This window comes from Cupriavidus basilensis, from assembly GCF_029335485.1.
Lineage (GTDB): Bacteria > Pseudomonadota > Gammaproteobacteria > Burkholderiales > Burkholderiaceae > Cupriavidus > Cupriavidus basilensis_E.
Map to the genome: position 1 here is coordinate 1 of NZ_JARJLM010000172.1, position 13609 is coordinate 13609.

At 63.2% G+C, this 13609-nt stretch carries 14 protein-coding genes; 13 read left to right on the forward strand and 1 reads right to left on the reverse strand.

Translation table 11 applies throughout. From position 1 onward, the window contains the following. The first annotated feature begins 15 nt into the window (after nucleotides 1–15). From P3W85_RS10175 to P3W85_RS10225, 11 genes are all read left to right on the forward strand, one after another. Complete coding sequence (locus tag P3W85_RS10175) at nucleotides 16–675, forward strand: response regulator transcription factor (RefSeq protein WP_276264699.1); 660 nt, start codon at nucleotides 16–18, stop codon at nucleotides 673–675. A gap of 122 nt (nucleotides 676–797) precedes the next feature. Then, entirely contained in the window at nucleotides 798–2063 is a 1266-nt protein-coding gene (locus P3W85_RS10180; protein ID WP_276264700.1) for a styrene monooxygenase/indole monooxygenase family protein, read from the forward strand. After that, complete coding sequence (locus P3W85_RS10185; protein WP_276264701.1) at nucleotides 2053–2592, forward strand: flavin reductase family protein; 540 nt, start codon at nucleotides 2053–2055, stop codon at nucleotides 2590–2592. The genes P3W85_RS10180 and P3W85_RS10185 overlap by 11 nt, the downstream gene beginning before the upstream one ends. Nucleotides 2593–2615: 23 nt before the next feature. Beyond that, nucleotides 2616–3404, forward strand: a complete 789-nt coding sequence (locus tag P3W85_RS10190; RefSeq protein ID WP_017224116.1) for an SDR family oxidoreductase — start codon at nucleotides 2616–2618, stop codon at nucleotides 3402–3404. 76 nt (nucleotides 3405–3480) lie between these two features. After that, the gene (locus P3W85_RS10195) at nucleotides 3481–3810 is read left to right on the forward strand and encodes a non-heme iron oxygenase ferredoxin subunit (protein ID WP_017224115.1); all 330 of its coding nucleotides are present in this window, start codon (nucleotides 3481–3483) and stop codon (nucleotides 3808–3810) included. Between the two features lie 7 nt (nucleotides 3811–3817). Further along, entirely contained in the window at nucleotides 3818–4837 is a 1020-nt protein-coding gene (locus P3W85_RS10200; protein ID WP_017224114.1) for a 2Fe-2S iron-sulfur cluster-binding protein, read from the forward strand. 14 nt (nucleotides 4838–4851) lie between these two features. Then, nucleotides 4852–5109, forward strand: a complete 258-nt coding sequence (locus tag P3W85_RS10205) for a SemiSWEET transporter (protein WP_017224113.1) — start codon at nucleotides 4852–4854, stop codon at nucleotides 5107–5109. Nucleotides 5110–5275: 166 nt separating this feature from the next. Then, a complete protein-coding gene (locus tag P3W85_RS10210) occupies nucleotides 5276–6604 on the forward strand; it encodes an acetamidase/formamidase family protein (RefSeq protein ID WP_276264702.1) in 1329 nt (442 codons plus the stop codon). A gap of 30 nt (nucleotides 6605–6634) precedes the next feature. After that, complete coding sequence (locus P3W85_RS10215; RefSeq protein WP_017224111.1) at nucleotides 6635–7840, forward strand: aromatic ring-hydroxylating oxygenase subunit alpha; 1206 nt, start codon at nucleotides 6635–6637, stop codon at nucleotides 7838–7840. 14 nt (nucleotides 7841–7854) lie between these two features. Next, the gene (locus P3W85_RS10220; protein ID WP_017224110.1) at nucleotides 7855–8196 is read left to right on the forward strand and encodes a hypothetical protein; all 342 of its coding nucleotides are present in this window, start codon (nucleotides 7855–7857) and stop codon (nucleotides 8194–8196) included. A 46-nt stretch (nucleotides 8197–8242) separates the two neighbouring features. Next, nucleotides 8243–8722: a nuclear transport factor 2 family protein gene (locus P3W85_RS10225; RefSeq protein WP_276264703.1), complete on the forward strand. Its 480-nt coding sequence runs from the start codon at nucleotides 8243–8245 to the stop codon at nucleotides 8720–8722. Between the two features lie 85 nt (nucleotides 8723–8807). Here the strand turns inward: P3W85_RS10225 and P3W85_RS10230 are convergent, their stop codons facing one another. After that, nucleotides 8808–10352, reverse strand: a complete 1545-nt coding sequence (locus P3W85_RS10230; protein WP_276264704.1) for a PAS domain S-box protein — start codon at nucleotides 10350–10352, stop codon at nucleotides 8808–8810. A 322-nt stretch (nucleotides 10353–10674) separates the two neighbouring features. On the opposite strand from P3W85_RS10230, the gene P3W85_RS10235 reads away from it, so the two are divergent. Both P3W85_RS10235 and P3W85_RS10240 read left to right on the forward strand, forming a co-directional pair. Next, nucleotides 10675–12114 (forward strand): purine-cytosine permease family protein, encoded by a 1440-nt coding sequence (locus tag P3W85_RS10235; protein WP_276264705.1) that lies wholly within the window; start codon nucleotides 10675–10677, stop codon nucleotides 12112–12114. A gap of 198 nt (nucleotides 12115–12312) precedes the next feature. Continuing rightward, on the forward strand, nucleotides 12313–13392 hold the full coding sequence (locus P3W85_RS10240) for a porin (protein WP_276264706.1): 1080 nt from the start codon (nucleotides 12313–12315) through the stop codon (nucleotides 13390–13392). The last annotated feature ends 217 nt before the right edge of the window (nucleotides 13393–13609 follow it).

The following is a 13609-nucleotide window of genomic DNA, read 5'->3' on the forward strand; positions in this document are numbered from 1 at the left end:
CCCCCATGAACGCCGATGAAAGCATTGCAAGAAGTGGCCGCCGGTCCCAGGCACGGCCCTGTTAAACCTGTCGTGTACATCGTTGACGACGACGGCGGTGTCCGCGTATCGCTCAAGTTCCTGCTCGAATCCGTCGGCCTCACGGTGTGCGCCTACACCAACGGGCGCGAGTTTCTGGACGCGGCCGACCCCAAGCAGCCTGGCTGTATGTTGCTTGATGTCCGCATGCCCTATATCGGCGGCTTCGAACTCCAGGAAGCGCTGGCGTCCAGGGGCTTCCTGCTTCCCGTGATCTTCCTGACCGCCCACGGCGATATCCCCATGACGGTGCGGGCGATGAAGGGTGGGGCCTACGATTTCCTCGAGAAGCCCTTCAACGACCAGGCCTTGATCGACAAGGTGCAGGCAGCGCTCCAACTGGCCGAGCGCCGGCACGCGAGCGAGCAGGCGCGCGATCGCACCAGGCATCTGCTGGATCAATTGTCGGCGCGCGAGCGCGAGGTGTTTGACAAGCTGGTCGAAGGCAAGGCTTCGAAGGTGATCGCGTCCGAACTCGATATCAGCTACAAGACTGTCGAAGTCCATCGCGCGCATATCCGCGAGAAGCTTGGCGCGACATCGCTCGCGGAGCTGGTCAGGCTCGCCATGGCCGGCGCTTCCGCGAACCACGCCTGAGTCCAACCAATTCCCGATAAGTAATCCCACCTATCGTTTTAGGTGGAGGAACGAATTTACCCCCGCTGCGCGCCCCTCTAATCTTGAGCCTGACACCAGTGTTGTGGATCGAGGAGATACGCATGAGAAGAAAAATCGCTGTCATCGGGGGCGGGCAGTGCGGCCTGCACGTGGCATTCGGCCTGCTTGACCGCAGCTATGAAGTGACGCTTTACAGCGACCGAACGCCCGAGCAACTGCTTGGCAGCCGAATCCAGAGCACTGCCTTCCTGTTCAACCAGACCCTGGATATGGAGCGCCGGCTTGGCTTGAATTTCTGGGAAACCGAAGTGCCGCTGGGCGAGGGCATGTTGGTGGATTTCCGGGAGCCGACCGGCAAAAGCGTGCTCACCGTCGCCGGCCGCCTCCAAGAGAAATCGGGCCAGGCGCTGGATCAACGCACCAAGTTCGCGCGCTGGATGCAGGAGTTCCAGCTGCGCGGCGGCAACCTGGTGATCAAGACGGTGACGCTGGACGATCTCGAGCAGATCGCCGCGGACAACGCCCTGACTTTCGTCGCGGCCGGCAAAGGGCCGATCAATGCATTGTTTGCGCGGGACGATGCGCGCAGCCGCCACCAGAGCCCGCCGCGACAGCTCGCCGCCTTGCTGCTGCGTGGTTCCAAGCTGCTGGGCGAGCGGCCGTGGCCGAAGGCGGACTTCCGGCCGCTTCGGTTCAATTTCGTGATGGGTGTGGGGGAATTCTTTTCGTTGCCGTTCTATACGCATACCGCAGGAGAGTGCCGCAGCTTCCTGTTCGAGGCGCGCCCCGGTGGCCCCATGGACCGCTTCAACGATGCCGCGGACAGCCAGGAGCTGCTGAATGTCGCCCGGCAGGTGGTGCGCGAATTCGCCCCCGATGACGCGGCCTACCTCGATGACGCCCGGCTGACCGACGCGAATGCCTGGCTCAAGGGCGCCTTTACGCCCACCGTGCGCAAGCCGGTTGGCGTGCTGCCATCGGGCCGCGTGGTCATGGGGATCGGCGATACCGTGTGCCTGAACGATCCGATCGCGGGGCAAGGTGCGAACAATGCGTCGCGTCTGGCTGACCACCTGCTGCGCGCCATCGGCGAGGCGCAAGGCGAGGCCTTCGACGCCGGGTGGATGCAATCCACCTTCGATGCGTTCTGGCAGACGTCCGCCAGCTATACCACCGCATTCACCAACCTGCTGCTCGAACCGCCGGGCGAAGCAGTCATGCACGTGTTGGGCGCGGCATCGCAGAACCGCGTGATCGCCGACGAATTCGTGGGTTGTTTCGAGACGCCCAGCCACTTTTGGCCGTGGATCGCCGATGTTGGCGCGGCCCGGCGCTTCGTTTCCGACAGGATGGCAAATGCAGCCTAGCCATTTACCCGCTGATGGCCACGTGGTGGCCGATGCACCCTTCGAGGATGCAGGGCTGCGCAGCACACTGAGCTGTTTTCCGACCGGTGTGACGGTGGTCACCACCGCCGCCGCCGATGGCCGCTGGATCGGCGTCACTGCGAACTCCTTCACCTCGGTGTCGATGCGCCCGCCGCTGGTGTTGTGGAACCTGGCATGCAAATCGCCCAGCCTGCCGGCGTTCGAGCAATGCCAGCGTTTCGCCATCAATATCCTGGCGGCAGACCAGGCCGGCATCTGCCGGCAGTTCGCCGCGCCGGCGGCGGACAAGTTCGCGGGTGTCGATACCTCGGCCGGCCTTGATGGCGTTCCCTTGATCGACGGTGCGGTAGCGCACCTCGAGTGCCGGACCGCCGCCATCTACCCCGGCGGCGATCACCTGATCCTGATGGGCCAGATCGTGCGGTACCGGTCGCGCAAGGCGGCGCCGCTGATGTTCTGCAAGGGCATCCTCAGTTCGCTGAACCAGGAAGCGCTGGCCGCTCTTTAACCCTGTTTTCTCGGGGAACGACAATGAAAGGCTTACAAGACAAGGTCGCCATCGTGACGGGTGGCGCGACGCTGATCGGCGCGGAGATCGTGCGCCAGTTCCATCGCAACGGCACGCGCGTCGTGGTTGCCGACATCGATGGCAAGAACGGCGAGGCGCTGCAGCGGGAGTTTGCGGATGGCGTGCGCTTTGTGCAAACCGATCTGACGCAGGACGAGCAGCTCCAGCGATGCGTCGATGCGGCGGTGGCCGCGTACGGCGGCATCGACTTTATCGTCAACGTGGCATGCAGCTATGTCGATGAGGGGCTTGCCTCGGACCGCCAGCAATGGAGCCAGGCGCTCGGCGTGAACCTGGTGGGCGGCGTCATGTTGCTGCGCGCGGCGTATCCGCACATGGTCCAGCGCGGCGGTGGCGCCATCGTGAACTTCGGCTCGACCAGCGCGCAGGTGGCGCAGGCGGGTCGCTGGCTATATCCCGCATCGAAAGCGGCGGTGGTGCAGCTGACGCGCAGCCAGGCGATGGACCTGGCCAAGGACAATATCCGTGTCAACAGTGTCTCGCCCGGCTGGACCTGGTCTGGCGTACTCGACCAGGTCTCGGGCGGCGACAAGGACAAGGCCAATCGCGTTGCCGCACCGTTCCATATGCTGGGGCGGGTGGGCGAGCCGGCGGAAGTGGCTGCCGCCGTGGTGTTTCTCTGCTCCGATCAGGCCTCGTTCATTACCGGCGCCAATCTGCCGGTGGACGGCGGCTACGGCGCCATGGGCCCGGAGCAGGGCGCAGCGCCGATCGCGGCCTTGATGGCGTGAGCGCGCGCCAAAGCGCGGATCACCAGGGATAAACGGCCGCACCCGCGGGGTTTGCGGTGCGGCCAGGACCGACATTATGACTACGACAGAACACGTAATCCATTTCTTGTGCCGCAAGGACGAGGTCCCGGACAACGAGGCGAAGCGAGTGTTGATTGCAGATCATCCGCCACTCGCCGTCTTCAATTTGAGCGGGGCGTATTACGTCACCGATGACAAATGCACCCATGGTGAAGCCTCGTTGTGCGAAGGCGAGATCGATGGCGTGCTGGTCGAGTGCCCGTTTCACCAGGGCGCGTTCGATATCAGGACGGGAAAGCCGGCCGGCGCGCCTTGCAGCCTGCCGCTGAAGACCTACGACGTCATCATGGAGGGCGATGGCGTTTGCATTCGCTCCGGAAGGTGAGGCCGCAATGACCTTTTCCATTGCAATCGCCGGCACCGGCGAAACGTTCGACTGCCAGGATGGCGATATCCTCCTGCGCGCCGGCTTGCGTGCCGGGCTTGGCCTGCCCTATGAATGCAACGTGGGTGCGTGCGGCACGTGCAAGTTCGAGCTGCTCGCTGGCGAGGTCGAGACCGTGCGTGGCGATGCGCCCGGCCTGTCGGCGCGTGACAGGGCGAAGGGACGGATGCTGGCTTGCCAGGCCAGGCCAAGGAGCGGCTGCACGGTCAAGCTGCGGCTCGACGACGCCTGCCGGCCAGCCTCGCGGCCCGAGGCGATGCCGGCAGTCTTGCGGGAGGTCAGCGCCGTCACGCACGATATCCAGGAGTTCTGCTTCGTCGGGCCGCGTCCCGCGGTGTTCCTGCCTGGGCAGTACGCGCTGCTGCAACTGCCAGGCGTGGATGGCGCGCGCGCCTATTCGATGGCGAACCTGGCGAATGCAGCCGGCGAGTGGCGCTTCCAGATCCGCCGCGTGCCGCAAGGCGCGGGAACGACCGCGCTGTTCGAGCATATGAAGCCGGGCGATGCCATCGTGATCGATGGCCCGTACGGACTCGCCTACTTGCGGCCCGAAGCGCAACGCGACATCGTCTGCATCGCGGGCGGCTCGGGGCTGGCTCCCATGCTATCGATCGCGCGTGGCATGGCGGGGAATACGGCGATGTCGTCCGCCAGGCTGCACTTCTTCTACGGCGGCAGAACACCGCGCGACATCTGCGGGGAGAGCATGCTGCGCGAACTGCCGGGCTTCGGCGAGCGCATTGTCTTTCACGCGACAGTGTCCTCAAGGGAAGCCGGCCAGACGGGGATGTGGCGCGGCCACACCGGGTTTGTGCATGAACTGGTGGAGCAAATACTTGACAAGGCGCTGGCGCAATACGAGTTCTATCTCGCCGGGCCGCCACCCATGATCGAGGCCGTGCAGAACATGCTGCTGGGCGCGCACGCCGTGCCCGCCCGGCAGGTGCATTTCGATCGTTACTTCTGAGGCAGGCCCGCGCAATGACGATCGAAGACATGGTTGGCCTGCTGGCCGGCTGCTGTACGACGGTGGCCTTTGTGCCACAACTGGTCAAGATCTGGCGCTCGCGTTCCGCGAGCGATATTTCCTACGGCATGTACCTGGTGTTTATCCTCGGCGTGGTGCTCTGGCTGGGTTACGGCGTCGCGATCGGCTCGCGTCCGATGGTGCTGGCCAACGCGGCGGTGCTCGCGCAGGCGATCGCCGTGGTCATACTAAAACGCCGCTTCAAGTCCTGAGGTGCCGGTACGCCGGGCGGCGCCGCGCTGGTCCTTGCGCGCTACGTGTTTTTCCCTAGCGCGTTAGATGGCCGTACGGATTCCGCCGCGCGCGTGAGCGCCATAAGCTTTGCTCTACACACGGTGAGTTCAACGTTAGTTCAAAGTCAGTTCAAAGGAACACAGCATGCCAGCAAATACCGCTCAGGACGTTGTACATGTCAGCACCTACACCCGCGGCGTGATCGGCCCGGGACTGGAGATGCTCGGCCCGGTCAAGAACGGCGGCCGCATCGCCACCGGGACACCGCCCGGTTGCTGGGGGCCGATGATCACGCCCATCTTCCAGGGCGGGCACGAGGTGACGCAACCGGTTGCGGTGGAAGGCGCACAGCCCGGCGATGCGGTCGCACTGAAGATTCTGCGCTGCGAGGTCACGTCGCAGGCTACCTCTTCAGGGGTGATGGAGTTTATCGAAGGCCGCTATCTTGGCGACCCGTTTGTGGCGAAGCTGTGCTCGGCATGTGGCACGCCCAGCCCGCCCAGCCGGGTGGAAGGAATTGGCGAGGACGCCATCCGCTGCGACGTCTGCGGCGCGGAGGTCAGTGCTTTTCGCTTCAGCAACGGCTATGTGATCGTGCTGGATCGGGAGAACCGGGTTTCGCTCACCGTGGACGCCGCCGCCGCCAGGAAGATTGCCGGCGCGCCCGCCGGGCTTGCCTTGCTTCCGGAGAACTCGGAGCAGCACTCCATTCTTGCGCTCGCCCGCGCCGACATGCCCGGTATTGCCGCGCATATGCAGCCGTTTCTCGGGAATATCGGCACCATGCCGTCGATCGATATGCCGGACTCGCACAACGCGGGGGATTTCGGCGCATTCCTGGTCGACGCGCCGCACCAGTTCTCGCTGAGCCAGGAAGCGCTGGACCAGCACAAGACGGACGGCCATATGGATACCAACAGCGTGCGTGAAGGGGCCATCCTCATTTGTCCCGTCAAGGTACCCGGCGCGGGCATCTACATGGGCGACATGCATGCGCAGCAAGGCAACGGAGAAATCGCCGGGCACGCGACCGATGTGGCCGGCGAAGTGGAGTTGCAGGTGGAGGTGATCAAGGGTCTGGCGCTGGATGGTCCGATCCTGCTGCAGCGCCCGGACGATCTGCCGACGATGGCGCGACCGATGAACGCCGCGCAGCGCGCGCATGTCCGTGCCCTGGCAGCCCGCTATGGGCAAGGTGAGATCGAAAGCAACGCGCCGCTGACGTTCCTGGGTTCCGGGCGAACGCTGAACGATGCGACCAGGAATGGCCTGGACCGCGCCGCCAAGGTGACCGGCCTGCCGTATGACGAGATTCTCAACCGAGCCACCATTGCCGGCTCGATCGAGATCAGCAGGCTGCCCGGCGTGGCGCGGGTGACATTCCTGTGCCCGATGCCGGTGCTGGACCGCCTGGGCATCGGCCACCTGGCCCGCCGGCAGTACGGGCTGGACGATGCCGGCGTGCAGCAATAAACGATGTCAACGAAGTAAAGAGGAGCAGCGATGAACGCACCAAACGAGCGCTTGCGGTGGGCCGCGAAGTATCCGGAACTGGGCATGGAGCCCATCCCCGTGGAGCCTTGCATTTCGCCTGAGTACTTTGAGCGCGAAAAGGAGCAGGTTTTCATGAAGACCTGGCTGAAAGTGGCCCGGATCGAGGAGATTGCGAACCCCGGCGACTACAAGGTCAAGAAGATCCATTTCGCCAAGACATCCGTCATTCTGATTCATGGCAAGGACGGCAAGATCCGCGGCTTTCACAATACTTGCTCGCATCGCGGCAACAAGGTCATTGTCGAGCAGGGCGAAGAAACCTTCGGCCGTAGCAAGGCGGCCGTGGTGACCTGCCGCTTTCACGGCTGGGTCTACGATGCGCAGGGTCAGCTGGCTCACGTGCCCGAGGAGGACCGGTTCTCGCCGTGCTGGGAAAAAGAATCCAGCGGCCTGACGCCCGTGCATACCGACGTATGGGAGGGGTTCGTCTTCATCAACCTGGCCAAGACGCCGGCACAGAGCCTGAGCGACTATCTCGGTGGCATCGGCACGCATCTGGCCGCCTATCCCTACAACGCCATGAAGCGTTGCTTCAGCTATCACACCACGTTGGACTGCAACTGGAAGATCGCGCTGGATGCGTTCTCCGAGGCATACCATGTCTCGACCATTCACGCCGGCTCGTTTCCCAATGTGTTCTCGACCGGCCTGGCGGACGTGGAGCTGTTTGGCGACCATCGCACCACGGGCATTTGCCTGACGCTGAACGCGGAGCCGACGCCGGTCGCGCGCATCGCCAATGACATCACGGGGGCTTCGCTGGTAGCCAAGCGTGGCACCTCGATGCTCCCGCCATCGGTGAATCCCGGTCGCCGCGAGGACTTTTCGTTCGAGCTGAGCGTGGTGTTCCCGAACATCCTGATCCACATCTCGGAAGGAATCTGGTTTACGCATCAATTCTGGCCGGTCGCGCACAACAAGACCTTGTGGGAGGGCAAGTACTACGTGCCGGAGCCCAAGACCAACAGCGAGCGGTGGGCCGTGGAGTTCGCGCAAGTCCTGCAGCGCAACGCGTGGCTGGAGGACACCGCCACCATGGAGGACACGCATGCGGCGCTGGAGTCCGGTGCCAAGAGCCATATGGTCCTGCAGGACGAGGAAATACTGCTGCGGCACGGCTACAAGGTGCTGGAGCGATACATGAGCGCAAAGTGAGGATGGGATCAGATATGGACAACAGTCTGCCGAAAGGCTTTGAAATGCTTGAGCCCCTGGTGGCCGATTGGTCGCTACCGACGCAGAACGCCAGGCAGGAGCGGCGCAAGGCATCGTCGCGGGGCGAGTTGCGCTACTTCTACGACAACATGCTGCCGAAGCTGCCGGCCATTCTTTCGCATCTGGATGGTTATCCGCTAGGCGAGTTGCCCGCGGCCACCGCGCGCCTGTTCGCGTTGTCGCTGTCGCTGGCCGAGGTTGCGCCGCACATCGAATTGTATAACGGCAACCCGGGGGTTCCATTCAGCTTCGCCGAAGACCGGTTTGCCGCCGAACATGGCGAAACCGCCTTCTGACGCAAAAAAGACTCCCGGGTTCGCCCCCGGGAGCCGGGGACAGGGCATGAAGCACAAGACACTCGGCGAGCGCATTCGCCGCCTGGAGGCGATCGAGGCGATCGGGCAGGTCGTGGGGCAGTATGCGCGGGGCGCCGACAGGCGCAACGATCCCGAAATCATGGGGCCGCTGTTTCTCGATGATGCCGTGTGGGAGGCCGAGGGGTTTGGGCGTTGCGAAGGGCGGGATGCCATCATCGCCCATCTCGCAAGGATCGGCGCTGAACAGATCGTCTGGAGCCTCCACTATATGGTGACGCCCCTCGTCACGCTCGAGGAGAATCTTACGCGGGCGCGGTGCCGCTGGTATCTTTGGGAATTGGCGCAATTCGCTGGAGAGGGCGGGCAGCCGGCTTCGCACTGGATCGGCGGCTGGTACGACAGCGTATTGTGCTGGTCCGGCGAGGCCTGGCGATTCAGGCATGTCGTCCTCGACCTCAGGCTGGTGCATCGCCATGGCGAGAGTTGGTCGCCGCTTTCGCGTTAGCACTCGGCAAGGCGATCCGCCGCCGCGCCGCCCGCCATTTTCGTCAGTCGTCCCGGCGTCATTCGCCGGGCCAATTTCGCCGATGTCAGGCCGCCTGAGCGGCGGCGCGCGGAAGCAGCACGTGAAAGCGCGTCTCGTGGGCATCGGTTTCGGTCATCCAGAGGTGGCCGCCGTGCGATGCCACGATGGAGCGGCACAGGGAGAGCCCGATGCCGAGGCCTTCCCGCTTGGTCGAGAAGAACGCGCCGAACATCTTGTCCGGGCTGATGCGCGGCAATCCGTGCCCGGTGTCGGAAATCATGATCTTGACACGCTCGTCCGCCATCCGATGCACGGAGATGCGCAACTGCTTGAGCGCCGACCCGGCTTGCTCGATCGATTCGATGCCGTTGACGGCGAGATTCACCACCACTTGCTGGATCAGTACATCGTCGCACTCGGCCCAGCATGGCCTGGCGTCCAGATCGTAAGCCACCGCCACATGCGCGTGCTTGGCGCGAACCTCGATCAGGTCTGCCAAGTTGTTGACCACGTTGCGCAAATCCGCGGTCTGGCGCCGATAGTCCCCGTTGCAGGTGAAGTTCCGTACTGTGTTGACGATCTTTCCCGCGCGCTCCGCCTCGTTCTGCGCCAGTCGCAGCGCGGCCAGAATGCTCTCCTCGGAGTAGCGTCCGCTCTGTATCTGGCGGCGGCAGCCGGCAACGAAGTTGACGATGGCGAAGAATGGCTGGTTCAGCTCGTGCGCGAGCGCGGCGGCCATTTCGCCGGTGGTTGAGAGCCGCGCAATGTGCCCGAATTGCCGCTCCCTCGCGCGAAAGTGCTCCTCATCCTGCGTCCGTTGCGTGACATCGCGGAAGTTGACGAGTATGCCGCATACCGCCGGATCGGCGACGAGATTGCGGCAACTCGCCTCAAAGATGCGCCAGTTGCCATTGCGATGCAGGATGCGGAAGGTCAGGGTGCTGTCCGCTTCCGGCTGCAGCGCGGCCAGCAAGGCGCGCAGTTCTTGGCCATTGTCCTCGTCAAGGAAGTCGAACACCGGGCGCCCGATGACAAAGCGCGACGGCACACCGAGCAGCGGCAGGATGGAAGGGCCGACGAAGCGGATCGTGCCGGTCTCGGAAAGGATGGCGATACCGTCCGAGGAGCGTTCGATCAGACGGCGGTAGTAGCGTTCCTTCTGGCGCAGCGCTTTCTCCGCGTGCTTGCGCTCGGTGATGTCCCGGGCGATGGCGATCACGCGCACGACACCGTCGAGCGTGATGGTCTTGAGGCTCACCTCGACCGAGGTTTCGCTGCCCTTGCGGTTGCGTATCACCCACTCGAACAGCAGGCCGTCGCGCGATCGCGCGGCCTCATGGATCTTGCGCAGTCCTTCGCTGGTGTTGTACGGGAACAGATTTCGGGTGAGTTCGCCAATCGTCATTCCCCTCAGTTCTTCCACGCTGCATCCGTACATTTCGCAGGCCTTGCGGTTGGCCTGCAATATCTCGCCAGTGTCCTTGTCGTGGATCACCATGATGTCGTTCGCGTACTCGAAGACCTCTTGATAGTTGGTTGGCAGGTGCAAGTCGATGGCTCCGGAAACGGGCGTGTCGTGAAAAGAAAACGCATGCGTCAGCGTAGTCAATTCCTCTTCCTGGTGCAAGCACGCCCGGCGTTCGCGGCACCACGGGCCTGCATCTCTACGTGTTTTTGCTTATGCGCATAGATATTGGAACGGATGAAGTTCATTGACCCATCGGCGTAGGCTTGTTCATCGGTCGACGATCGCAAAAGACGTATCGCGCCGGTGCCCCAATCCACGAGGGCATGCAACGGATCCGCCACGGCTGGCCGTTTTCGCTGGATTACACACCTGTTGCGCCGCTCGAGCGGCAGTGGACCGGGAGGTTCGCCGCCGCGGCAGCTTGCATCAACGACAGGCGATGACATCTTTATGGAGGAATGGAATGAGCAATCCCGATAACCTTGCCGCCAGCATCGAGGATCATGCCCTCGACGCCGTGCCGGACGCCAGCCGCAAGGGTTGGCTACAGCTTTCATGGAGCACCGTCGGTATTGTTACCACACTGGTCCAGCTCTTCGTGGGCGCGCTGACAACCTTTGTCGCGGGCATCAAGATCGGCATTCTCGCAGGCTTGATGGTGACTGTGATCGGTGCCGCGTTGGGGTGGGGCGTGGGCCACGTTGCTTACCGAACGGGCTTGTCCAGCACGGTGTTGTCGCGCTATTACGGATTCGGGCAGAAAGGCTCGATCCTGACCGCAGCCGTGTTCGGCTTCATGATCATCGGCTTTCTCGCGCTGGAGAACGCCCTGCTCTACAAGGGATTCCTGTTCTACCTGAATATCGCGGACACGATGACGAGCCGTCTTGTCGTCTACGGCTTGTTGACGGTGGCGTGGATCCTGATCACCGCATTCGGCTTCGAACTGGTGTCGCGCGTCTCTTCCCTGACCCTTGTGGTTTTTCTCGGCGTACTGGTCTACATGGTGTTCGACGTGATCGCATCATCGGGACAATCCTGGTCGTCGGTGATGTCGTTCGGGGCGCAGTTGCCGCCGGATGCGCTCAAGGCGCTTGGCGCCGACACCGATTCCGGGAAGTTCGTGTTCTGCGTGAACGTGATGATCGGGTCGGCGGGCGCCCTGGCGATGATCGATGCCGATCTTGGCCGCTATGCGAAGTCGTCCAGGGACATCGGGTTCGCGGCATTGCTGGGCAACCTGTTCATGGATGTCGTGATGCTGGCCGTGGGCGGCGTCGTGATGTATGCCGGCATGGGCGCGCTGGTGGACTACTACGTGAACACCGGCATGACCCGGGACACGGCCCGGCAGGTGGCGCTGCAAAGCCCAGATAGCGTAGCCGCCGCGTTCATCGTGTTCGGCGGCGTGGCCGGCACCATCCTGATGGTCCTGGCGCAGTCGAAGGCGCAGGTCCTCAATGTGTACAGCGCCTCGCTATCGTTGACCAACTTGTTTGACGCGGCGTTCTCGTGGCGCCCGGGCCGGCTGGTGTTTGTGGCGCTGGCGAATGTGCTTGCCCTGCTGATGCTCGCCGGTTCGATTCTCGAATGGTTCAATTCCTTCATCACCATCCTCGGCATTCTTACTACCAGCTTCGCCGGCATCATCGTTGCCGACTATTTCCTGGTGAGGCGCTATATCTCTTCGGAGCAGACCAGGGCACACGCCTTGTCGGACTTGAATTGGCCTGGCCTCACAACCTGCGTGCTTGCCTTTGTGCTCGCGCATTACGTGTTCACCGCCTGGGTACCGATCGAGTTTTTCGTCTCGATTACGGTTTCCCTGTTCCTGTATCCCGTTTTGCGCATCGCCTCGATCCGCCTTGGCGGAAAGTCCATGCCGCACGCAAACGTGGGCTAGGCATCGCTGCGGGGCGGCGGGCTGGCCGAGGCCGGAAAGCGGTGCGGGCAGCCTGGCCAGCGGCTCTATCGACGATTACGACGATTACGACGAACAAGAACGATGAGGGCGGTGCCGGGCCGGACGGGCCGGAGACTGCCGCAAGCCATGGCGTGGACGCGGTTTCACGCATGGATATCCACGGAAAGGAGAGAGGAAATGAACTGTCGGCAATGGCTGCCTTTGTGCGCTGTCCTGGTTAGCGCGATGGCAAATGCACAATCCAGCGTGACGATGTACGGCATCATGGACGCGGGTGTGACTTACGTGAGCAACCAGGGAGGTAAGCAGAACTGGTTGATGGATACCGGGATGATGTCGCCCAACCTGTTCGGCGTGCGCGGCGCGGAGTCGCTGGGAGGCGACACCAAGGCGGTATTCACGATCGAGGGCCAATACGCGCTGGACAATGGCGCCAGCATTGGCGGCTTGTTCGGCCGCCAGTCCTTCGTCGGGCTGTCATCTTCGTGGGGCACGCTCACGCTGGGCAAGCACTACGATTTCAGCTTCGACGTGCTGGCACCGCAGCGCTATGGCTCATCGTTCAAGTATGTGAGCTTGCACAATCTCCGGCAAGGGCCGTTCGGTGGTCTTGGCATTCCCACGATGCCAGGCGGCGCGCTGGATTTCGACCGCGTCGGCGGTGCTGAGCGCATAGCGAACTCCATCAAGTTCTCCAGCGCGAACTACGGCGGTTTGAGTTTCGGCGGCCTGTATGGCTTCGGGGAGACGGCGGGGCAGGCTTCTCGCAACCGCGCCTACAGCGCGGGGATCAGCTATGGCAGCGGCCCCTTTGGTATTGGCGCCGCGATCACGGAGGTGAGGTATGCAGGCATCAACGATGGCAAGGATGGCATTCGGACCTGGGGCCTGGGTGGGCGCTACGCGGTAGGCGACGCCATTTTCAATGCGCTCTATACCAATACGAGAAACACCTTCACCGGTGGCGGCGTCCAGGTGTTGCAGGCCGGCGTTACCAAGGTTGTGCTGCCGAACACGACGGTCCTGTTCGATTACCAATACCAGCGCGGCAATGCCATCCTGGAGAAAAACTTCGCGCACCAGTTCGGCCTGACGCTGGACTATGAGTTCTCGAAACGGACGGACACCTACCTGGGTGCGGTCTATCAGGGTGTCGGCGGCGGAGCGAGCGCGCAGGCGTGGATTCCCGGATTGCCGGGTGCGGCTGATGGGAAGCGGCAGGTCCTGGTGAGAGTGGGGCTGCGGCATATATTCTGAGGACTCTGTCTGCAGGCGATTGGAGCAAGAGGCAAAGGGTGTCGTGCGATGACAGCTTCCGGACTCGCCTGAGCGGATCACGCGCGCCTGCCGGGCCGGTTCGCTCGATTGCCGTCTGGCACAGGATCCGCATGACCGAGGCTAGGCCGCGCGAGCCGGCCAGGATCCGGCAGCCTGCACGGTGCGCGCAGCGTCACTTCGAAGAGACATTCCGGGT

Coding starts and splice junctions, on each gene's coding strand:
- P3W85_RS10205 (WP_017224113.1), top strand. CDS start 4,852: ATGACGATCGAAGACATGGTTGGCCTGCTGGCCGGCTGCTGTACGACG.
- P3W85_RS10225 (WP_276264703.1), top strand. CDS start 8,243: ATGAAGCACAAGACACTCGGCGAGCGCATTCGCCGCCTGGAGGCGATC.
- P3W85_RS10175 (WP_276264699.1), top strand. CDS start 16: ATGAAAGCATTGCAAGAAGTGGCCGCCGGTCCCAGGCACGGCCCTGTT.
- P3W85_RS10220 (WP_017224110.1), top strand. CDS start 7,855: ATGGACAACAGTCTGCCGAAAGGCTTTGAAATGCTTGAGCCCCTGGTG.
- P3W85_RS10235 (WP_276264705.1), top strand. CDS start 10,675: ATGAGCAATCCCGATAACCTTGCCGCCAGCATCGAGGATCATGCCCTC.
- P3W85_RS10185 (WP_276264701.1), top strand. CDS start 2,053: ATGCAGCCTAGCCATTTACCCGCTGATGGCCACGTGGTGGCCGATGCA.
- P3W85_RS10240 (WP_276264706.1), top strand. CDS start 12,313: ATGAACTGTCGGCAATGGCTGCCTTTGTGCGCTGTCCTGGTTAGCGCG.
- P3W85_RS10190 (WP_017224116.1), top strand. CDS start 2,616: ATGAAAGGCTTACAAGACAAGGTCGCCATCGTGACGGGTGGCGCGACG.
- P3W85_RS10180 (WP_276264700.1), top strand. CDS start 798: ATGAGAAGAAAAATCGCTGTCATCGGGGGCGGGCAGTGCGGCCTGCAC.
- P3W85_RS10210 (WP_276264702.1), top strand. CDS start 5,276: ATGCCAGCAAATACCGCTCAGGACGTTGTACATGTCAGCACCTACACC.
- P3W85_RS10200 (WP_017224114.1), top strand. CDS start 3,818: ATGACCTTTTCCATTGCAATCGCCGGCACCGGCGAAACGTTCGACTGC.
- P3W85_RS10215 (WP_017224111.1), top strand. CDS start 6,635: ATGAACGCACCAAACGAGCGCTTGCGGTGGGCCGCGAAGTATCCGGAA.
- P3W85_RS10195 (WP_017224115.1), top strand. CDS start 3,481: ATGACTACGACAGAACACGTAATCCATTTCTTGTGCCGCAAGGACGAG.